Below are 19,214 nucleotides of genomic sequence, written 5' to 3'. Positions count from 1 at the left end.
TCGGCGCCGCGCGACGTCCTTCCGGGCGCTTTCTGCTCAAGTCACGAACAAACCCCCGAATAAGAGAGGGATCCGCCGATGCCCGCGCCTATCCATGCCAAGGTCGTCATTATCGGTTCCGGCCCCGCCGGTTACACCGCGGCGATCTACGCGGCGCGCGCGATGCTGGAGCCGGTGCTGATCCAGGGTATCCAGCCCGGCGGACAACTCACCATCACCACCGACGTGGAAAACTATCCGGGCTTCGCCGACGTCATCCAGGGTCCCTGGCTGATGGAGCAGATGGAGAAGCAGGCGGCGCATGTCGGCACCAAGATCGTCACCGATTTCGTCAACAAGCTCGAACTGGCGCAGCGGCCGTTCCGGCTGACCTGCGACAGCGGCGACGTCTATCTGGCGGAAACCGTGATCCTGGCCACCGGCGCACAGGCGCGCTGGCTCGGCATTCCCTCGGAAGAAACGTTCAAGGGTTTTGGCGTCTCGGCCTGCGCGACCTGCGACGGCTTCTTCTACCGCGGCAAGGAAGTCATGGTCGTCGGCGGCGGCAACACCGCGGTCGAGGAGGCGTTGTTCCTCACCAACTTTGCTTCGCAGGTGACGATCGTGCACCGCCGCGATCATTTCCGCGCCGAGCGCATCCTGCAGGATCGGCTGTTCAAGCACCCCAAGATCAAGGTGGTCTGGGATAGCGCGATCGACGAGATCTGCGGCACCGAAAACCCCGGCAAGGTCACCCATGTGCGCCTGAAGAACGTCAAGTCCGGCACGCTGACCGAAGTGCCGGCCGACGGCGTCTTCATCGCCATCGGCCACGCGCCCGCAACCGACCTCGTCAAAGGCCAGATCAAGCTGAAACCATCCGGCTATGTCGAGGTGGCGCCGAACTCGACGGCCACCTCGATTCCGGGCCTGTTCGCCGCCGGCGACGTCGCCGACGAAACCTACCGGCAGGCGGTCACGGCGGCCGGCCTCGGCTGCATGGCGGCCCTCGAGGCCGAACGCTTCCTGGCTTTGCGCGCGAGCGATCGCGCGGCGGCGGAATAATCATGCCTAGAACACGGGACGGATCAAAGGACATGGATTGGGACAAGCTGAAAGTCTTTCACGCGGCTGCGGAGGCGGGAAGCTTTACCCACGCCGGCGAACAGCTCGGGCTTTCGCAATCGGCGGTATCGCGGCAGGTCAGCGCGCTGGAGCAGGAGCTCGCAGTGTCGCTGTTCCACCGCCATGCGCGCGGGCTGATCCTCACCGAACAGGGCGACTTGCTGTTCCGCACCGCGCATGACGTGTTCATGCAGCTGCAGGCGGCGCGCGCCAAGCTGACCGACAGCCGCGAGCGGCCAAGCGGCGATCTCAAGATCACCACGCCGCCGGCGCTCGGCATCAACTGGCTGATCCCGCGGCTCGACGAGTTCACCGCGCTCTATCCGGACATCCGGATCTCGCTGATCGTCACCGACGAGGATCTCGATCTGTCGATGCGCGAGGCTGACGTGGCGATCCGCACCCGCAAGCCGACCCAGCCGGACCTGATCCAGCGAAAACTGTTCTCGATCGGCTTCCATGCCTATTGCTCGCCCGAATACATCAAGCGTTTCGGCACGCCGCGCACCCTCGACGACCTCGACTCGCACCGCATCATCATGCTGGGCGACGCGCAGGTTCCACCGCATCTGCAGAACCGGAGCTGGCTGATCGACGCCGGCCGCAACGGCTCGGGGCCGCGCGAAGCCTACTTTAAGGTCAACAATATCTTAGGGCTGGTCCGCGCCTGCCAGCAGGGGCTCGGCATCGCCGCGCTGCCCGACTACCTGGTCGAGGAAAACAACCGCCTGGTGCAGCTGTTCGGCGAAACCGATTCGATCGCGATCGACACCTACTTCGTCTATCCCGAAGAGTTGAAGACCGTCGCACGCGTGCAGGTGTTCCGCGATTTCGTGGTGAGCAAGGCGCAGCGCTGGCCCTCCTAGAGCATCGGTTCTGATTGCATCAGAACCGAAGCTCTGGAATCTTGTTTTGACGCGTTTTCCAACGCAGATAACTCTACGCAATCTGCGTAAACTTGATTGCGAACCGGTACCCACTTCGCTCGAAACGCTATGGCAGCGGGTGACGTTTCGTCGTCCCGCTTTGCGGATTAGCCTATTTTATAGAGGGCCCGCTCACCGCATGACTGACATGCGGCTCGGGCGGTTGCCGCACAGCACTGATGAGGATCATAGTGCCCAAACGCTGAGCGGTCGCGTCGCGCATATGTCCCCCTCCTCCAGTGACGCGGTGGTTCAGTAATCCCTCTTGGAAGGTGATTGTGTCGGCCTCACGTGGCCAATACCTCAAGCCGGGCTCTCTTGGGCCCGGCTTTTTTTTCGTGCCCAGGTCTTCTTTCACGCCCAGGTCTTCTTTCACACCCTCATCGACACGTCATGGTGCTGCGCGGATTGACATTGAGGTTCCCTGCCAGCATCATCGGCACATGATCACGCGTTCGTGCGCAGCTTTGTCGTCGAAAAAAGGTCCCCACCCGGGGACCCGAGATCGACGCGCGCGCTAGACTGCCGCAACCCGCGATCCCGAAAGCCCCGCCGTTTGGACGGGGTTTTTTTATTGGTCCCGTCTCCGGCTCACCCCACGAGGAGATGGAACAATGACTGCCCCTTCGACTGACGATCTAACGAGCCGCCTGCAGGGCCTGTGGCTGCCGCTCATCACGCCGTTTCGCGACGGCGAACTCGACGAGGCGTCGTTACGCCGGCTCGTCAGGCACTATGCGACCGGCCCGGTCGACGGCTTCATTCTCGCGGCGACGTCGGGCGAAGGCATGTCGCTCCGCACGGACGAACTCGAGCGGCTGGTGACGGTAACGCGCAGCGAGTTGTCCGCCAGCGGTCGCCACCTGCCGATCCTGCTGGGCCTGTCCGGCACCTCGACCGCGAAGCTCGTGGAGGCGCTGGATGAGACGGCGGCCTGGTTGATTGACGGCTATCTGATCGCGAGCCCCTATTACATCCGCCCCTCGCAGCGCGGCCTGGTGCAGCATTTCACCGCGCTCGCCGATCACGCGTCGTGGCCGATCGTGCTCTACAATATCCCCTACCGGACCGGCGTCAGCCTCACCAACGAGACGCTGCTTAAGCTCGCCGAGCACCCGAACATCGTCGGCATGAAGGATTGCGGCGCCGACCGCGCGCAGTCGATCGACCTGCTGGCCAGACGGCCATCCGGCTTCCGCGTGCTGACCGGCGAAGATGCGCTGTATCACGAAGCGCTGGCCGACGGCGCCGACGGTGCGATCCTGCTGTCGGCGCATCTGGAGACCGACGCCTTCGCCTCGGTGCTGACGCTCATGAAGCAGGGTGACCGTAACGGCGCGCTGGCGTGCTGGAAGGCCATTTCCGCGCTGACCCGGCTGCTGTTCGCCGAGCCGAGCCCGGCGCCCGCAAAATACTGGCTTAAGCGCGGCGGGCTGATCGACAGCGCGCAAGTGCGCCTGCCGATGGTGGAGGTGAGCGAGGAACTCGCGGCGTTGCTGGACGAGGAAATCGAGCGGCGCAGGCCGCAGCTGTTGCGCCGGGCGTAGGATACGATCGGCTCCCTCTCGCCTCGATGGCGAGAGGGAGAAACGAATTAGCTGACCAGCAGGCGATAGGTCATTACGGGCGCGAAGCCGAGCACCATCGCCCAGATGGCGAACGACGACACCAGCAGAACGTCATGCGCGCGCTGGGCGAGTTCGCCGATCGGATATTTGTCATGCGTGAACATTGTGATTCCCCCCGGTGATGTTCCTTGAGGAAGAATACCTACAGATAAAATTTTAACGGCGCGGCCGGGCCTTCGCTCGAAGTTGCGGCTTCACACTCACCCGCCATTAACCAGGATATTGCGGTGGTTAATCGGCGGTAGCACCTGCGGTCAAATGCAAGCGAAATCGCAACCGGGTTTTTAAAACCGCTCGCGTATCGAGATATCCGGAGCAACAAAAACGCGGGGGCGCGTCGTGCACTTCGAAAGCAACAACACCATCCCTCAACAGGGCTTTTCCACCGAGGACATTCTGTGGGCCGTCGGCATCTGGTCGGTGATCCTGACGCTGTCGCCGGTCGTCCTGTTCTACGTGCTGATGGTGGCGTAAGGCACTTCTTCCTCCGTCATTGCGAGGAGCAAAGCGACGAAGCAATCCATCTTTCCTTTGCGGGGGGAGATGGATTGCTTCGCTTCGCTCGCAATGACGGCGCTACTGTTTGCTCCCACCCAAAAGAAAAACGCGCGGAGCGCCGCGCGTCTTTATCAATCCAGAAAAATTAATCCAGAAAAGAAAGCGGCGTTGTTACGCCGCCTGCTTGTGCATGGCGCCCGATGCCGACGCCGTTCCGCGGATCGCCTTGATCGAACGTTCGATCGCGCCCCACAGCCTGGTGATCTCCGCCGCAGCGCGGCCTTCCGCGTAATATTCGCGGGCGCCTTCACCCTGGCTCAGCGCCATGATCAGATCGGCGCGGTTGGTGATCTGACCGCTCCACACCGGCGCGCGGAATTTCGCCAGCGCTTCGCGCGCGATGGTGACGATGCGGCTCTCGGCGCCGTCGCGTTCGGCGGGCGCGCCGTTGATCACGACCGCGTAGGGCTTGCGCGCCGCGCGGCAGGTCTGGATCGTTTCCTGCACCGCGTTGACGTCGAACACGCCGGGCCGCGCCGGAATGATCACCATCGTGGCGTTGCGGATCGCGTCGTCGACGACGGCCGAAAGATTCGGCGGCGTGTCGATGAACACCCATTCGATACCGTCGCGCTTGGCGGCAGCGACGATGCCGCTGACGGAATTCACCGCGGACTTGATCGGCGGCTCGTTGGTACCGCGCAATTTGTGCCAGAGCGTAAGCGACCCCTGCGGGTCGGCATCGACCAGAAGGATGGGCTTCGTTGCCTTGTGAACATGGGCAGCGAGGTGAGCAGCCAGGGTACTCTTTCCCGAGCCCCCCTTACGCGAAGCGAAAACAATGACGTTCATACCTTGGCCTCCAGTTGACCCCAGAAGCTGAAAATGAATCAGCGGGCTGATTCGCGAAAGAAAAATTTATGGGATGCCGCGATGAAGCCACGTAATTGCCAACAAGGCTGGTTTTTGAGTCACACCGTGGGTGCAGGCCGGCAACCGGAAACGGTATTGGTTGAAAGCCTCGATCGGCTCACTGCATGCCTTTTATGCGCTCGCGCTCGAGCTTTGCCCGTTGCCGCTCGATCCATTTGCGCTCGATCCATCCGAGCCCCTGCGCCATCGGCTTCTGCAGCGGCGGCACGTCCTGCGCGAACAAAAGGAGTCCGAGCGGCAGCATCCAGAGTCCGAGCACCGGCAGGAAGCTGAAAATACCGCCGACGATCAGGAGAACCGCGATCGGAATCCTGGCGTAGATCGACGATGGCTTGCGCAGCCAGCCCACGAACTTCGAAGGCCCCGACGGCAGCTTTTTCTCGAACCAGGCAAAATGCCGGTCGAGTTCTTTCTGGTGTTTGCTCAATAAACCCTCTCCTCTTGCCCAGGGAGATGTTCATTGCAGAGGGCGCAGACAAGGCGTGCCGCGCGGAGGAACCTTGAAACGGCTTGATGCTGTAGGTCGCCCGCGCCGTCAGGTCGTCCGCGCCGTCAGGTCGCCGGTTTCGCCGGCTTTTTGGTCTTGCGCGCCTTGGCGCTCACGGCCTTGCGCGGGGTTGCGGGCCGAATCACGGTCGGCCGGCCCACCGTCCTCGCCGAGACATCGCTCGGCTCGGGATCCGGCCTGAACTGCGCCCGGCAGGGCGGCGAGAGCCGGGACTTCTTGGCGACCATGCAGGCGGTCACGCGGCTGACGTCGGGGATCTCGGAGCTGCAGAGCCGGAACGCATCGCTCGTGCAGGCCTGCTCCTGTTCGGGCGTGTAGGCCTGGCCGGCGGCGGGCCCGATCGAAACCGACAGCGCTACGGCCAGCAGCCACCCAAACCAAAATTTCCGAAAAATCGCCATCCATCCCCCCAGCGCAAAGTTAGGCGGAATTGTGGGTGAACGGATGGGGATTCGCAAGCACGGGTGGACCACGCGCCACAGCACAAGTGTCGCGGCGGTTAAGGGTGGCGATTTAGCGAAGTGAAGATTGGTACAGTTGGGTGGGCTCGAACCACCGACCTCCTGTTCCACAGTTAGCTGCCACCCCTAAAAAGCCCAGTCTGCGATGAGATGGTCGTCCCTCATATCCACTTGTTTCATTTACTCTTATCCAGTTGTTCCTCAAGTGTACTAACTTGAAGTAACACGGTATAACCTACCCTCGCCGTTACTTTCACGTTACTTTTCGAGGGAGCAGGGTTCGATGACAAAGGCACTCACCGCCGCGAGCGTGGCGAGGCTCAAGGCTGCTGATGATGGTGTCCGAGAGATCCCGGACGGTGGCTGCACGGGCCTCTATCTCGTCTCTATCCGAGCGGCAAGAAGAGCTGGGCCTTGCGGTACCGCAGGCCGTCAGATGGTCGCCCTGCCAATCTGACTCTCGGCTCGGTGTTCGACTCTGCCGATGGAAGAGAAGTCGACGTCAAGCCGTCAATCGGCGGTCACCTAACTCTCCGGGCTGCTCACTTGCTCGTAGCCGAGCTGAAACATGAAATTGCCTTAGGCAGAGACCCCGGCTCAATCCACATCGCAGCCACCGCAAGGAGCCGTCAGAGAGCCGCGCCAGGTCGATGTATGCCGCCCTCTCGATGATGTTCGCATGGCTGATCCAGAAGCGGCGGCTCAAGCAGAACCCGTGCGTCGGCGTCCACAGACCTGAGAAGCCCAAGGCCAGAGAGCGGGTCCTCACGAACGACGAGATTAAGAAGTTCTGGAAGGCGACGGAGAAGATGAGCCATCCGTTCGGCCAGTTGCTCAAGTTATTGCTGCTGACCGGTTGTAGGCTCAATGAAGTTGCCGGAATGCGTCGCTCTGAGCTGAGTGATGAGGGCCAGACGTGGACCATTCCCGGGACGCGGACCAAGAACAAGAAGACCCACATCGTGCCGCTGCCGCAGATGGCACGGGACATCTTGGCTTCCGTGAAGACTGAGGGCGACCTGATCTTCACGACGAACGGGAAGACCAAAGTCTCCGGCTGGTCGAAGACCAAGCGGCGGCTCGATGCGGCGATGAAGATCAAGCCGTGGCGGCTCCACGACTTGAGAAGAACGTGCGCCACCGGCATGGCCGAGAGCCCGCCTGTGGGACTCGGCGTCGCGCCCCACATCGTCGAGGCCTGCCTCAACCACATCAGCGGCGCGAAGGCCGGCGTCGCTGGCATCTACAATCTTGCAACTTATGCCGATGAGAAGACGGCGGCCTTGGAGCGATGGGCCGAGCACGTCACCAACCTCTTAGGGGCGAGTCAATGAATGGCCTCCCACCTTGGACCGGCGACGACGCCGCGATGCTGCGTTGGCTCAACGAAAAGCTCGATGAAGAGATGTATGCCGCGATGGCCGCCGCAAACTCCAATCTGGCTGCGAGAGAGGAGATGGAGCGTATGTTAGCTGGCTCCGACAGGATGGAGTTAGCAGCTGCCCATCAGGGTGACCTCGGCCCGCTGATCGCGAAGTACCCGCATCTCGAGCCGGTTCTCCGTCTTCCGAAATCGACGCGGGGGAGAAGCTTCACGAACCTCAAGATGAAGAAATCGTTCGACAACTTCGTTCGCGATGGAGCCTTGAAGGATGCGACCTCGATCCGTCGGCTCTGGAGAAAACATTTCGACAAGTCCAATCGCAAGCAACACAGTGAGAAGTCGGCCGAGTGGTTTGCCGCCCAGCGCTGGCAGGAACTCACCGACGGCAAGTTCAGGGCCGCCGGTCTGCTCGACGTGCTGAACGCCGCGAAGAAGCGTTGAGAATTTTTCCGCACCAAATCAGTATTTGAATGGGTGGGAACTTTTTCAGTCGTGAGTCATCGTGCCCCCTCTTAATTAATAGGGAGAACGACGATGACCCCAACCAACGACGCGATCGACGCGATGATCATGATGGACAAGAGGTGGGACACAGCCCTGGAAGCCATAGATGAATTAAAGTATGCGCCAACGCTTGAACGGATTTGCCTTCACTATAGGGCGTACCGACTGGGACCGCACCGACCCGGGCGGGTTTTTGAGTCTGTCCCCGTCGCAGGTCGAGAATTTCTTGCGAGCCTTCACAGTGCGAAAATTTTCTTTTGAGGAGCAGAGCATCGGCGTCAGGAAGAGGCTGTGCATCATTATCGATGCGTTCCGACGTGCCGCTGATCAGAGGTGCCGCCAAAAAGCAGCCTGAGATTTCCTTCGACGGAGAGTCGCCCCTCATAGAGTAAATCAAAAGGGGCGGCTTTTTGCTGGTGCGACAGGGACTTGATTTTTCCCCCGCAAATCGAGGTTTCCGGGGGTATTAACTCCCGAGACAGGGTTTTATTAGGGAGGTCCTCTAAAGTTTTTCTCAAAAAAGAGGACCGAGCCAATGCCTGCTACCAAACTTCCTGAGACCGGCAATCTGAAGTGGGTCCGCAACTCCCAGCTGGCGCGGCACTTCAACGTCAGCGCCATGTGTCTCTGGCGGTGGAAGCGCGACCCGGCATTGAAGTGCCCGCCCAGCTACGAGGTCAACGACATTGAATGGAACGACCTCGATGCCTGGGACTCCTGGATGCGTTCTCGTGTCGTCAATTACCTTAAAGAAAAATCAAAGAAACCGAGTCCTGCAGATCGGCTTCGCAAGAACCGAGAGGCGACGAGGTGAGCCATGTTGCAAAAAGTCAGTTGCATTATGGAAGAGACGACATAGCCAGAAATTTCGCGAAAAATCATAACAACATAACGGGAGGATTTTTCATGAAAGGAATTTTCGATGGACCAAGGAAAGCAAAGAAAACCGAGCCCCGGGTGCTGCCCCAGGGCTCGGAAGGTCGTCGTAGCAGGGTCAAGAAAAACCGCTCGCTCTTCTACCCTAAAAGTGCGCCAAAGTAAATCGGCAATTTTCGGTTGTCCGACGCAGTTAGGTTGCCGGACCGCCGGTGAACTCTTGCGTGCGTGGAGGCGTCTTGATCCTCGCACCACGCTCCATCTCGGAGATGCCTATCTGCACCTCTGCTCTTTGGAGTGCCACTCGCATCCTTGCTGCAGGCCGGACTATCGCGGAGGCCAATCATGAAGGATGACGTCACGAGAGTTCTCCCGGTGCGGGCGATATGGCGTGATCGCCGCAAAAATGGCACGCCGCTGCCGACCTTCTATAACGCCGTGGCCGCTATCACTGCGTTCGACATCCACTGCAGCTACGACACGTTCCACAACAGTATGCTTGTCGGGTTCAACGGTGACGCCGTAAGGCACGAGATTGTGCCAATCATCGGAGAGGCGTCTGATCACGCCATCATCCGGCTCCGCAAGATATTGTCGGAACAGTTCGGTTTCGACTTCACGGAGCAGTGCGTCAGAGAAGCAGTGATCTCGCTGGCGCTGGAGAACTGCTTCGATCCCGTCTGCGACATGCTCGACGAAGCTGAAGCCGGCTGGGATAGCGTCCAGAGGCTCGATGCAATGGCAGTTGAATACTTCAACTGCAAAGATACTTCACTGAACCGGGCCTTCATCCGCAAGATGATGATCGCAGCGGTTCGCAGGGCCCGCCATCCGGGCTGCAAGTTCGACAACATTGTGGTGTTCGAGAGTGCGGAAGGCTGGAATAAGAGCTCAGCACTGCGGCTCCTCGCTGGCGACGACAATTTCTCTGACGAGTCAATCCTCGGCAAACACAGCAGGGAGGTTCAGGAGCAGCTTGCCAGCGTCTGGATTCACGAGAATGCCGAGCTCGCCGGGATGAAGAAGGCAGACGTGGACAGCGTCAAGGCATATGCCAGCAGGCAAGTCGATTCTGCCAGACCTGCGTACGGACATATTCTCAAGAAGCAGCCGCGACACTCCATCGATGTTGGCACCACGAACAGATTCGAGTACTTGCAATCGATGGACGGCAACCGCAGATTTTGGCCGGTGAAAATTACCAAGTGCATTGATCTCGACAAATTGCGGCGGGATCGCCTCCAGCTATGGGGTGAAGCTGCAAGGTTAGAGTCGCAAGGGGAAAGTATCTTCCTTGGCAGCCTGTGGGACGATGCTGTGGAGGCTCAGGAACACCGGCGCGTCAAGGATACGTGGGAGCCTATCTTGGCAAACTTGAGCCCGGAGGAGACGGTCTACGCAGTTAACGATCGGACGCCTGGTGGTTTCGAGAAGAAGGTGGTGGTGGTCCACGTGATCGACGATCAGTGGCGTGTTGCCACCAAGGACCTACTAGACACCGTCTTGGGCCTCCGTCCTGCTCAGCAGGAGACCCGTCATGCCATGCGGCTGTCAGCGGTCATGAAGAATATCGGGTGGGAGCGAACCTCAAACGGCAAGGTCACTATCGATGGTGAGCAGGTCTATGGCTATTACCGCCAGATTGGGAAGAAAGTTGACAACAAGGGCAGCTAGGTTAGCTAGGTTAGCTAGGTTAGCTTTTTTAGCAGCAATAGCTGGCCAAGCTGGCCTTAGCTGGCTTTTTTTGACTTTCCAAGACTTCCTGGAGAATAGCAGGAATATGCACCATTCCCCCTAATCTCCTAGCTAGTCTCTCTAATAGGTTATCTAGGTTAGCTAGGTTAGCTTTATAGGCTGTTTTCCAGCTTAACTTGCGATGAGTAGGACAGCTTTAGGCCAGCTAGAGGTTAGCTTCCCTGCCAATGGGCCGGGAAGGTGGCGGAGGTGTCGAACCCCCGCCACATTGCGTCAGGAACCCGGTGGTCCACCGGGTCGTGGAAGGGTGGGTTGGCACAGGGTACCCTTCCCGAAGCCCCTCCTACAGCCCTGTGGGTGACCCCATGGACCCCGAGCAAATAGCCGAAGCCACCCGGCTCCGCGAAACCGGCCTCAGCTTCCCGAAGATAGCCAAGGCCATGATCATCTGGCGGTTCTTCCACCCGAGGCCACCACCGAAGCCGCGTGAAGCCGAGAGCCAAGAAGTTGAAGCCGCGACCTGAGCACCACGCTCCATCGTCAGTGCCGATGATGCGGCACGTTGGTCGTGAAGATCGCCAACGGCAGCAACCGACCAAACCGGAAATGTATCGTCAACTCGCAGAGGCCGTGAGGAACACATGACGGCTCAACTGCTGCATTGGCACAAACCGAAAATCGTTGATCTCGGAATTCATGTATCGCCGAAGAAGAACACGTGGCGAAACTTCCTCCACATAATCGATGAGCATTTCACCTCACACCAACTCTTTCCAATCGTTTATCCAAAAGTTGAAACCATCAAGACCATCATCTTCAAGAACCGCCTCGGATCACGCGACCGGATGGGAGAGCTTCGCGCCCGCCGACGCGCGAAAAAAGACAAGCGTGATCCTGTAGAATTTCGTCAGGTGCCGTTGCCTCGTTCGGTTATCTCCAAACTGGAGGCTAAGCTAAATATCGACAAGGCTCATGACGCGCCAGTCACCGATAAGCAATGGCGCAAATTAATTGACGACGTTATCGCGAGTATCGTCGTAGAAAAGGTGACCGGAAAATAAAGGGTTACGCGTAACTAAAACGCGGACTTTACTGGCGTATAAGGGGCGAACACCGGATTTTTTGTCGGTGAGGACAGTTCGCCATGTTGGTACGAAAAACGCATACGAGCTCAGCCGATGGTCTCGATTTCATTTTGTCCGACGCGACCGTTGATCGATACGGCGACAGCATCGATCCTACAGGATGGGACCTCCGAAATTTTCTGCGCAATCCGATCGCGCAGTTTGGGCACCAAAGTTCATTTCCTATTGGGACTTGGAAAAATTTGCAAGTGAAAGACGGCGCGTTGCGTGGTCGTCTTGTGATGGCGCCTAAAGGCACGTCCGATAGAATTGATGAAATTCGCGCACTCATCGAAGCCGGAGTTCTCAAAGCTGTGTCGGTTGGTTTCCGACCGATCGAAAGTGAGCCGCTCGTTAAATCTGGTGGCACGCGATACATCAAGAGTGAACTTGTCGAATGTTCGCTTGTGAGCGTACCGGCAAATCCGAACGCGTTGCAGGTTTCTAAAATGTTGGGCGTGAGCAAGGAAACACTGAACATGGTTTTCAAGCGCAATAACAATGCCATCGTCCCTACGCGCTCGCGTCCTGTCACCATAAATAATAAAGCAACCATCAGCCAGCGGATTGCACATGCAAGGGCATTGGTGAGGGCCGACGAAATCCTCAAAAAATCGGAGGCGCGCGAAAAACGTGATCGCGTCCTCGGGCGCGCGAAAGCACATCTCAAACGATTGGAGACACTAAAGAAGCCGCGTGACCGGTTTAGCCTTGGCATCACCTTTCGCGGACAGAAAATACCAGATGGTTGGTATTATCCAGGGCTACGTAAAAATTGGTGGGACCCGGAGAGTTAAGATGCTCAAACACACCACCCTAGAGTTCGGCGATAGCTTTAAGCTTGGCCCTCGACTCTCAGAGCACGAGTGGCAACAGTTACTGCAACGTCACCGCGGATTGGCGATCGAACAATTGCGATCAATTTTTCGCAAAGACCTCGTTGTGACGAAAGAAAAGCGCACTGAGATTGAACGGGCAGCACATGGAATGTGGAGCTATTGATGCGTAACGTTGCATTGATAATCGATGGCGTTTGGCAGCATCCTCAAGTCAACGATGATCACTGTGCTGTCAATGCAAGGAATGATTCTCATGTGATCAGTTCATCAATGAGCGAGGTCGATCAGATTGTTGCGCTTCTAGGTCAGGTCGTCCGGCGAGCACAGTCTTTGTCAGATACAGATCAACGTCGTGTAAGGGATTTTGTTCATGCGGCCTCGTCAATGTTATCGGCGACAACCTATCTGCCGAAAGCGGATCAGAAGGTTTTCGAGACCGCCCTGCGAGATGTCGCATCGAGGAATAGATAAAAGCTATGTCGCTTCAAGACTTACATATCTCGACTGAAGATCATCGCATCAGGCGCATAGCCGAGATGCTGATCGCAGAAGAGATGCAATACGTCCGACATGAGTTGGAGATGTTACGCGCCGATCTAAACAGATCGTATGAAATTCAGCGTGAAGAACTGCACGAGTTTTATCTTGATGCGATCTCAACAATCAAAAGGATGGAGCAGTGATTTCTAGTCGCGAGTATGGACGTCGTGCACCCATCTCGTTCGAGCGCGACCTAGCGATTGATGAATGGCAAGCACGCCGAAACGAAGTCATCGCTAGGGACGCTGCTACTGTTAGTTTGAGTTACGCGAGGTCGGGTTTTGGCCTTCCTTTTACCGATCTTCGCGATGGCTTCACGGTGATCATCCCACTGCCTCCCCGCCGGGAAGCCAGCAAATTGGAAAGATGATGTCGATGCAAACAACAGAGCGTCCATGGCAGCGATGGTATCATCTCGAGCGATGGGAGAGAAGGTCTAAGCTACAGCTCAAACAATTCCCGTTGTGCAAGATGTGTTTGGATAGGGGAATAGTTACTCCAGCGAACGTAGCAGACCACATCATTCCGCATCGTGGCGATCAGCAACTGTTCTGGTTCGGAGAACTGCAATCGCTCTGTCATCATCATCATAGCAGCGACAAGGCATTGCTTGAGCGAGGAATTGTGAAGGATTTTGAAAAGGACATAGGAATAGACGGTTGGCCGACTGATCCAAAGCATCCAGCGAACGCGGGCAGCACGAACACGGGGCCGGGGGGAGTAGGGAATTAATATGCGGATCGCGTCGCGGACCGGCGCCTTCTGTCACAACTATAAATAGTCATTCTTCTCGAGGGAGTCTTTCATGGGACAAAGAGGTCGAAGGTCCGCGGCGAGCAATGTGGTCGCACTGAACGTCACTGGCGACCCGAAACGATTAACCCCGCCGTCATATCTTTCCAAACCCGAGCGAGAACTTTTTGCCGATTTAGTCGGCTCTTGTGACCCGAGGCACTTCGTCGAGTCAGACGTGCCACTGCTCAACAGCTTCATTCAGGCAACCTTGGTGGCGCGCTCAGGTCCCGGTAAGAACATCGAGGGCTGGCAGATGGCAGTCAAGATTCAGGCGATGCTGGCAACCAGATTGCGGCTCGCGCCGCAGGCGCGGACCGACCCTCAGAAGGTTGCCCGGCAGGCCGCCCGACAAGCCGATCAGCGACGCAAGCCGCCATGGGTCGGGATGAGGAATCCTGGTGATGAACCCTGAGCAGTTAGAACAGCGACTCGGAGCTGCGATCCTCCGCAACGCGTACCTGCACTCGTTGCTGCCGAAGGATCTTTCCGAACCCCTCACTGCCGATCAGCTCAACACCAGGCTCGACACCATCGAGCTGGTGGAGTTTGAAATTATGGCCAACACCCGCGCCATGCAGGCCATGCTGGAGGAGTTAAAGGAGACGGCTGATGCCCAGTGACCAAGAGAGGCATATCACCGCTTTTCATGAAGTCCGCGCGCTACGGCATGAGCTAGAGCGACGAGCGAAACGAGGCTTCTGAAACACGACCTTTCATCCCGACCTAAGTAGGCTGAGTCGAGCGCAAGCGGTAAAACTCGCGATGTCAGCTCATCGGGGTAAAGCGGACCTCGCAACTGCGCGCGCACAAGTCCGAAAATGGTAGAGTCGAGATGTGGCGCGGTGGCGTTAGGTAGAACATATCTGTTGCCGCCCCTTTCGTCTGGCGGTGCCTTAGTGGTTCCACCATGGCTCCGTTTCCACATCCCGCTCATCGAACCGGACAGGCAGATTTCCCGCATCCGGCTCTCGGACAAGACTTCACGCTTTCGCGTGCAACGCCATCTGCAGCTTCTGAACATTTATTGGAGTTGATAGGTTTCCCAATCTCCAGGTCCTTCACCACGTATTGCGTCTGTCTTGAACTGAGGTCCCTTCCCTCCACCGGAGTTACCCGGCTTCCGCGGTACTACGAACCTCTCCGCCACCCCAGGGCGCCCAGCCTGTCCCTCACGGGCTTCCGGTTGGTCATCGCTGACCACGCCTTGGGGCTTCCCGTGTTTCGTGCGCTTTCCTTGTGTACATGCCGCCGCCACTACCCCGGCGCAGCGTCTGAACGTATCGCTTCGCTCATTTCATCCAGACGTATCAGTCTTCCCCGATAGGGTTGTCGGGTCGACCTGCGCATTGTCCTTTTCGAGGATTGCTCGGCGTTCACTCGCGTTGCGGCCTGCACACTCGCGCTGTCACCAATTCGTGACACGCTAATCGAAGGCTTCAGCCACTTCGTTACCTCCATGACTGCTCCGATTGCTTCCGGCTGGAGCGGTTGCCGGGTGGGGCTTGCACCCACTGGAAAGCGCCGCCTTTGCACGGCGCACACCCAGAGCGGACATTGCGACCGCTTGGAGCCGCGTCGAAAATTGCCTCCGCTCGGATAGGCGTATGGAGACGGCGTCGGCAATGAAGCGGCGGGAATTTCTCGGTGTTATTGGTGGCACGGCTATGGCGTGGCCCATGGTCGCGCGGGCGCAGCAGCCCGAACCGATGCGGCGCATCGGTGTATTGGTTGGCCTCTCCGAAAATGATCCAGAGATGAAGGAGCGCCTCGCGGGATTTCGACAGGGGCTTGAGAAGCTTGGATGGTCGGAAGGACGCAATGTGAGAATCGACTATCGATTTGCACCCGCCGGCACTCAGGCGCACTTGCTTGCAAGAGAACTTGTCGCGTTGCAGCCCGATGTGATCACACATATGGGTGATTCAACAGCGATGCCCCGACAGCGCTTTGATACGCCGTGGGAACAATACCCGAAGCAGCGCGCTTCCACTTGTTGCAACTTGAGGTCAATTTAATTTGATCAGATATTGCTTGGCGTGTGAACTGCTTCGCAGCAAGCAGTTTCGTACAGGCGTAGCCTGCGGGCGGTTTGAAAGAGTCTCAAGAGCGGGCTCTCTACCTTGAATTTATTTCATACACTCAATGATAGGAGGACGAAATGCATTATCAACTTCGAACACTCGCGCTCGCTTCCATCGCCGTCATCGGGCTCGCGTCCGTCGCAACACCGGCTCACCCGAGGGAGAAGGTCGGACGGCACGCGGTAAATGCGAACAAGAATCGCCACTGTGTAACGGATTTGTCGAAGCCCGACACCACCTGCTACGACACCTTCACAGCGGCCATAGCGGCGGCGACTCGCGGCCGGGTCACCGACGCTCCGGCCGATTCACGGGTGGCGATGAAAGATGAGCGCTTCATGGCGAGGGTGTACAATACAGGCGATAAGAACATCCAGACAGGCGATAAGAAAAAAGCAGACATCCAGCCAAGAGTATTCGGTGTTATTGGCACTATATTCTACCAAAGCGACTTCGATGGTAGCTCCCATTCGTGGTCGGAACAAACGTGCGACGACCAGACCGACCCCGCCACCGGCCAGGAACACATCGATTGGAGAGTCGCGTACGTCGGCGACGATTGGAATGACGACTTCGAGTCCGCCAGAGGCGGCAATAATTGCCAGATGAAAGTTTTTGAGCATCGCGACTTTCAAGGTGCCAGTTCCCCGTGGTTTTGGGAGATCAATTGGCTCGGCGTTCTACAGGACGAGGGGAGTTCGCTTCAATTCCGCTAATCCCAGAACCCGATCCTCATCGGCCCTTGGGGAAGGGTCCAATTGGAATGTTGGTGCATTGTGGGCTTTGGGCCAGCGCGGGTGGCGGAGCTGATGGCGCTTGCGAGCCGCCCGCGCGAGAATGCTGGCATGAAGACTCGGGCGTTGTGGAACCGTGCGCCGCAGCACTGAAGGTGTCGGGCGAACCCATACCTCCGAAAGATCGTTCGCCTGCCACCTGTTCCATCAGCCTTCATAAAATCTATATCGACGGTCTCCGCGAAGCAGGACTTCCAGAGTGACGCGCAATCCCGTCGCGGGGGCAGCAGCGATTTGATCGAGTAGGCCGCGACCGCGACTTCCGCTTATGGCACTTTTCGGACCTCACAGGCCAGGCTGGCGACGTCTGTTCTTGAGGGTAAAGCGGACTGCCCAGTTGCGCGCCCGGACTTCTGAGTTTGACCCACCTCGGACATAGGGCCTAGTCCGCCTGCTCGGCCGGGGTGGGTGGATTTTGTCATTCCAACATAAGATTGAACATGCCATCATTGACTCGCGGCGACCTACTCGCGTTCGCGTTGAGGTCAGCTTGCTCAACTTAAAAAGGAGGGCATTATGAAAAATGGATGGTACATCATAGCCTTCGTCATGTTTACTTTTGCGCCTTCTGCATTCGCGGCCGAACTGCCGAAGGAGGGCAGCTACGACTATACGTCATGCTTTGCAGGCACCAGCAACAGCATGCCATTCTCCAAGACCCACACCAGCTCAAGTTTTGAAACTATCGGTACTAACCGAAGTGCGAGCCCGGGCGGGATGTTCGACAAGGAAGCGTTCCGGTGTGTTGGGATGAATGCGTCTTTCGATGGCAAGCGTAGGGGCAGTTGGGTCTGCGAAGCTACCGACGCAGACGGCGATAAGCGGCTTACATATTATTCGATTGGAGGCGACGGAAAGGAAATCAGAGAGACCATTGTAGGAACGGGAAAATTTGAAGGCATGGTTACGAACGGCATCACATCAGAGCCACTGGGGCCGTTTCCAGTTATCAAAGCCGGAACGTTTCAAGGCTGCAATCGTCAGACCGGCACGTATAAGCTGAACTAAAACGGCATCCGGGGACGCTGATCCTCTGTCAGCGGCCCCTTTTCTTTGCTGTGGAGCTACCCCAGATGCGAATCTCAGCCGAAGCCCTTCCGAACCGACATGCTTCGCCCGCGCCGACGAGGTGATCGAATAGAGCTGTTGTTTTCTGCGGTGCATGAGTCCGTTCATGGCACTTTTCGGACCTAGCTCGATGTCCGCGTTGAGTCCGTAATGCGCAGAAAAGCGGACTCGCGTCTTATCCATCGAGATCATCCACAAAATACACGACGTGAGTGTCACTTGATGGCTCGGTCGATTGCGTTGCTCGCCGATACAGAGCTGTTTCTTCGGCGGTAGCCAACCTGAGCTTCATCGTGGCGCTGGCATCGCACAACGGGGTGCCGTGAGAAGTGATTGTACTCAACCGAGTGCGTAACTGATCATGTTCGCAAAGACGTTCCGCGTCCTTGTGCCTCTTAGCCTGCAACGCCAGCGTTGGCCTGCCGTTGATCTCAATTGTGAATACCGAGAATGAGAAGCGGTGGTCCATTTGATCTCCGCCTTCCTTTTATGGACCTACAGATCAATCCGTCAGCAGATCATAGTCCCGGCGCAAAACAGTTTGGACGTGAACGGCCGCGCGCGCTGCGGTATTGGCATCTGCCGAGCCCGCTGCAAGCACACAGAGCGACCAGTTATTTTCAGCAGGCTTCGCAACACGATTGATCGCTATTTCCCGGACGTCATGACAACCGGGCTGCTTTCTCACTTCTTGCAACGCTCGACGCTGCAAATCCATCATTGAAACGCGGACCTTGGGCATAGGGTTGGCTCGACTGGTTCGGGGCCGCCCGGCCTATACCTAACGGAACAAGAGCAATTCGGGTTCCATTTGCGAGAGGCGCTGTGAATTCGCACAGGCCAGAAACGGACGTCGCCAGCCTGGAAGCTGATCATTACTTGGCCTGCTCTTTTTTGAACTGTTCGACCATTTTTGCAATGGCTTGGTCGGGAGACATCGTCATCCTCATGTTTACAGGAATCACTACCTCGCAGTCGATTGGCTCCATATCGTCGCACGTCAGTTCTGCAATGCCGTTGCCGAACACCTTGTAGAAGAAGGTCGCGTAAGCCCGCACGTCATTTTCGTCAGGGTTGTTCTCACCATATAGAAGTCCACCATCCTCAAGGTTCGTGTGGACGCGTCCGCCTTTGTAGTCCAGAAAAAACACCAACAGAATTGTCTTCCGCTCGTTGATCAGAACAATTTTCACGACGCCTTTAGCGAACGCATCGACGTGCATGGTCATTCGCTCCAGACCCGGTATCGGCCCATCAGGCCACAAACCGATGGAAACAACTCGGCCATCGAGCGCGGACACGTCAATAGGTTGAGGATCATCTCCCCTTCTAAGAACTTCGAGGGTCCCAGCGGGAAATAGTAAGTCCCATGGTGCTAGAGCGCTTTCCGCTTGATTTGAATCGGAAGGGTTATAGGGGGTTCCCTCGGGCGCGCAAATCAGATTCGGTTCCTCCA

The 19,214-nt window shown here is 57.6% G+C and carries 27 protein-coding genes; 20 read left to right on the top strand and 7 right to left on the bottom strand.

Annotated features, from left to right (window positions below; translation table 11 throughout):
• Positions 1–78 precede the first annotated feature (78 nt).
• From trxB to dapA, 3 genes are all read left to right on the top strand, one after another.
• A complete protein-coding gene (trxB, locus tag JQ624_RS15675; protein WP_212419804.1) occupies positions 79–1,044 on the top strand; it encodes a thioredoxin-disulfide reductase in 966 nt (321 codons plus the stop codon).
• Between the two features lie 2 nt (positions 1,045–1,046).
• The gene (locus tag JQ624_RS15670) at positions 1,047–1,970 is read left to right on the top strand and encodes a LysR family transcriptional regulator (protein WP_212419803.1); all 924 of its coding nucleotides are present in this window, start codon (positions 1,047–1,049) and stop codon (positions 1,968–1,970) included.
• A 674-nt stretch (positions 1,971–2,644) separates the two neighbouring features.
• Positions 2,645–3,577 (top strand): 4-hydroxy-tetrahydrodipicolinate synthase, encoded by a 933-nt coding sequence (gene dapA, locus JQ624_RS15665; protein WP_212419802.1) that lies wholly within the window; start codon positions 2,645–2,647, stop codon positions 3,575–3,577.
• A gap of 47 nt (positions 3,578–3,624) precedes the next feature.
• On the opposite strand, the gene JQ624_RS15660 is transcribed toward dapA, so the two are convergent.
• Positions 3,625–3,762 (bottom strand): hypothetical protein, encoded by a 138-nt coding sequence (locus tag JQ624_RS15660; RefSeq protein WP_212419801.1) that lies wholly within the window; start codon positions 3,760–3,762, stop codon positions 3,625–3,627.
• A 235-nt stretch (positions 3,763–3,997) separates the two neighbouring features.
• Between JQ624_RS15660 and JQ624_RS39320 the strand changes: the two genes are divergently transcribed.
• Positions 3,998–4,132, top strand: a complete 135-nt coding sequence (locus JQ624_RS39320) for a hypothetical protein (RefSeq protein WP_283816928.1) — start codon at positions 3,998–4,000, stop codon at positions 4,130–4,132.
• Between the two features lie 195 nt (positions 4,133–4,327).
• Here the strand turns inward: JQ624_RS39320 and JQ624_RS15655 are convergent, their stop codons facing one another.
• The 3 genes from JQ624_RS15655 to JQ624_RS15645 all read right to left on the bottom strand — a co-directional run bounded on the left by JQ624_RS15655 (position 4,328) and on the right by JQ624_RS15645 (position 5,998).
• The gene (locus JQ624_RS15655; RefSeq protein WP_212419800.1) at positions 4,328–5,008 is read right to left on the bottom strand and encodes a ParA family protein; all 681 of its coding nucleotides are present in this window, start codon (positions 5,006–5,008) and stop codon (positions 4,328–4,330) included.
• Between the two features lie 178 nt (positions 5,009–5,186).
• Positions 5,187–5,516, bottom strand: a complete 330-nt coding sequence (locus tag JQ624_RS15650; RefSeq protein ID WP_212419799.1) for a hypothetical protein — start codon at positions 5,514–5,516, stop codon at positions 5,187–5,189.
• Between the two features lie 125 nt (positions 5,517–5,641).
• Positions 5,642–5,998 carry a hypothetical protein gene (locus JQ624_RS15645; protein ID WP_212419798.1) on the bottom strand — a complete coding sequence of 119 codons (357 nt, stop codon included), beginning with the start codon at positions 5,996–5,998 and terminating at the stop codon, positions 5,642–5,644.
• A gap of 423 nt (positions 5,999–6,421) precedes the next feature.
• On the opposite strand from JQ624_RS15645, the gene JQ624_RS39715 reads away from it, so the two are divergent.
• The 16 genes from JQ624_RS39715 (at position 6,422) to JQ624_RS15565 (ending at position 17,698) form a co-directional block, all read left to right on the top strand.
• Positions 6,422–6,730, top strand: a complete 309-nt coding sequence (locus JQ624_RS39715) for an integrase arm-type DNA-binding domain-containing protein (protein ID WP_409334334.1) — start codon at positions 6,422–6,424, stop codon at positions 6,728–6,730.
• A complete protein-coding gene (locus tag JQ624_RS15635; RefSeq protein WP_212419796.1) occupies positions 6,709–7,392 on the top strand; it encodes a site-specific integrase in 684 nt (227 codons plus the stop codon). The genes JQ624_RS39715 and JQ624_RS15635 overlap by 22 nt, the downstream gene beginning before the upstream one ends.
• The gene (locus JQ624_RS15630; protein WP_212419795.1) at positions 7,389–7,883 is read left to right on the top strand and encodes a hypothetical protein; all 495 of its coding nucleotides are present in this window, start codon (positions 7,389–7,391) and stop codon (positions 7,881–7,883) included. The genes JQ624_RS15635 and JQ624_RS15630 overlap by 4 nt, the downstream gene beginning before the upstream one ends.
• A gap of 598 nt (positions 7,884–8,481) precedes the next feature.
• Entirely contained in the window at positions 8,482–8,760 is a 279-nt protein-coding gene (locus JQ624_RS15625; RefSeq protein ID WP_212419794.1) for a hypothetical protein, read from the top strand.
• A gap of 407 nt (positions 8,761–9,167) precedes the next feature.
• The gene (locus JQ624_RS15620) at positions 9,168–10,496 is read left to right on the top strand and encodes a virulence-associated E family protein (RefSeq protein WP_212419793.1); all 1,329 of its coding nucleotides are present in this window, start codon (positions 9,168–9,170) and stop codon (positions 10,494–10,496) included.
• A 386-nt stretch (positions 10,497–10,882) separates the two neighbouring features.
• Positions 10,883–11,041 carry a hypothetical protein gene (locus tag JQ624_RS15615; protein ID WP_212419792.1) on the top strand — a complete coding sequence of 53 codons (159 nt, stop codon included), beginning with the start codon at positions 10,883–10,885 and terminating at the stop codon, positions 11,039–11,041.
• A gap of 117 nt (positions 11,042–11,158) precedes the next feature.
• Positions 11,159–11,578, top strand: coding sequence for a hypothetical protein (locus tag JQ624_RS15610; protein ID WP_212419791.1), 420 nt, complete (start codon positions 11,159–11,161; stop codon positions 11,576–11,578).
• Between the two features lie 83 nt (positions 11,579–11,661).
• Complete coding sequence (locus JQ624_RS15605; protein WP_212419790.1) at positions 11,662–12,438, top strand: HK97 family phage prohead protease; 777 nt, start codon at positions 11,662–11,664, stop codon at positions 12,436–12,438.
• A gap of 1 nt (position 12,439) precedes the next feature.
• On the top strand, positions 12,440–12,643 hold the full coding sequence (locus JQ624_RS15600) for a hypothetical protein (RefSeq protein ID WP_212419789.1): 204 nt from the start codon (positions 12,440–12,442) through the stop codon (positions 12,641–12,643).
• Positions 12,643–12,951, top strand: a complete 309-nt coding sequence (locus JQ624_RS15595; protein WP_212419788.1) for a hypothetical protein — start codon at positions 12,643–12,645, stop codon at positions 12,949–12,951. Before JQ624_RS15600 ends, JQ624_RS15595 begins: the two co-directional genes overlap by 1 nt.
• Positions 12,952–12,956: 5 nt before the next feature.
• Positions 12,957–13,163 (top strand): hypothetical protein, encoded by a 207-nt coding sequence (locus JQ624_RS15590; protein ID WP_212419787.1) that lies wholly within the window; start codon positions 12,957–12,959, stop codon positions 13,161–13,163.
• 698 nt (positions 13,164–13,861) lie between these two features.
• Positions 13,862–14,227 (top strand): hypothetical protein, encoded by a 366-nt coding sequence (locus JQ624_RS15585; protein WP_212419786.1) that lies wholly within the window; start codon positions 13,862–13,864, stop codon positions 14,225–14,227.
• Complete coding sequence (locus tag JQ624_RS15580; protein ID WP_212419785.1) at positions 14,217–14,435, top strand: hypothetical protein; 219 nt, start codon at positions 14,217–14,219, stop codon at positions 14,433–14,435. Before JQ624_RS15585 ends, JQ624_RS15580 begins: the two co-directional genes overlap by 11 nt.
• 984 nt (positions 14,436–15,419) lie before the next feature.
• Positions 15,420–15,830 carry a hypothetical protein gene (locus JQ624_RS15575; RefSeq protein WP_212419784.1) on the top strand — a complete coding sequence of 137 codons (411 nt, stop codon included), beginning with the start codon at positions 15,420–15,422 and terminating at the stop codon, positions 15,828–15,830.
• A 143-nt stretch (positions 15,831–15,973) separates the two neighbouring features.
• A complete protein-coding gene (locus tag JQ624_RS15570) occupies positions 15,974–16,612 on the top strand; it encodes a hypothetical protein (protein ID WP_212419783.1) in 639 nt (212 codons plus the stop codon).
• Positions 16,613–17,206: 594 nt separating this feature from the next.
• Positions 17,207–17,698, top strand: coding sequence for a hypothetical protein (locus JQ624_RS15565; protein WP_212419782.1), 492 nt, complete (start codon positions 17,207–17,209; stop codon positions 17,696–17,698).
• Positions 17,699–17,933: 235 nt separating this feature from the next.
• Here JQ624_RS15565 and JQ624_RS15560 read toward each other — a convergent pair whose 3' ends face one another.
• The 3 genes from JQ624_RS15560 to JQ624_RS15550 form a co-directional block, all read right to left on the bottom strand.
• Positions 17,934–18,227, bottom strand: coding sequence for a hypothetical protein (locus JQ624_RS15560; protein WP_212419781.1), 294 nt, complete (start codon positions 18,225–18,227; stop codon positions 17,934–17,936).
• Between the two features lie 33 nt (positions 18,228–18,260).
• Positions 18,261–18,500, bottom strand: a complete 240-nt coding sequence (locus tag JQ624_RS15555) for a hypothetical protein (RefSeq protein ID WP_212419780.1) — start codon at positions 18,498–18,500, stop codon at positions 18,261–18,263.
• 133 nt (positions 18,501–18,633) lie between these two features.
• The coding region (locus JQ624_RS15550; protein WP_212419779.1) for a hypothetical protein at positions 18,634–19,214 on the bottom strand (581 nt) is incomplete at its 5' end.

Source organism: Bradyrhizobium sp. AUGA SZCCT0283 (assembly GCF_018130385.1).
Taxonomy (GTDB): Bacteria; Pseudomonadota; Alphaproteobacteria; order Rhizobiales; family Xanthobacteraceae; genus Bradyrhizobium.
This window is presented reverse-complemented; position numbering and strand designations above follow the sequence as displayed.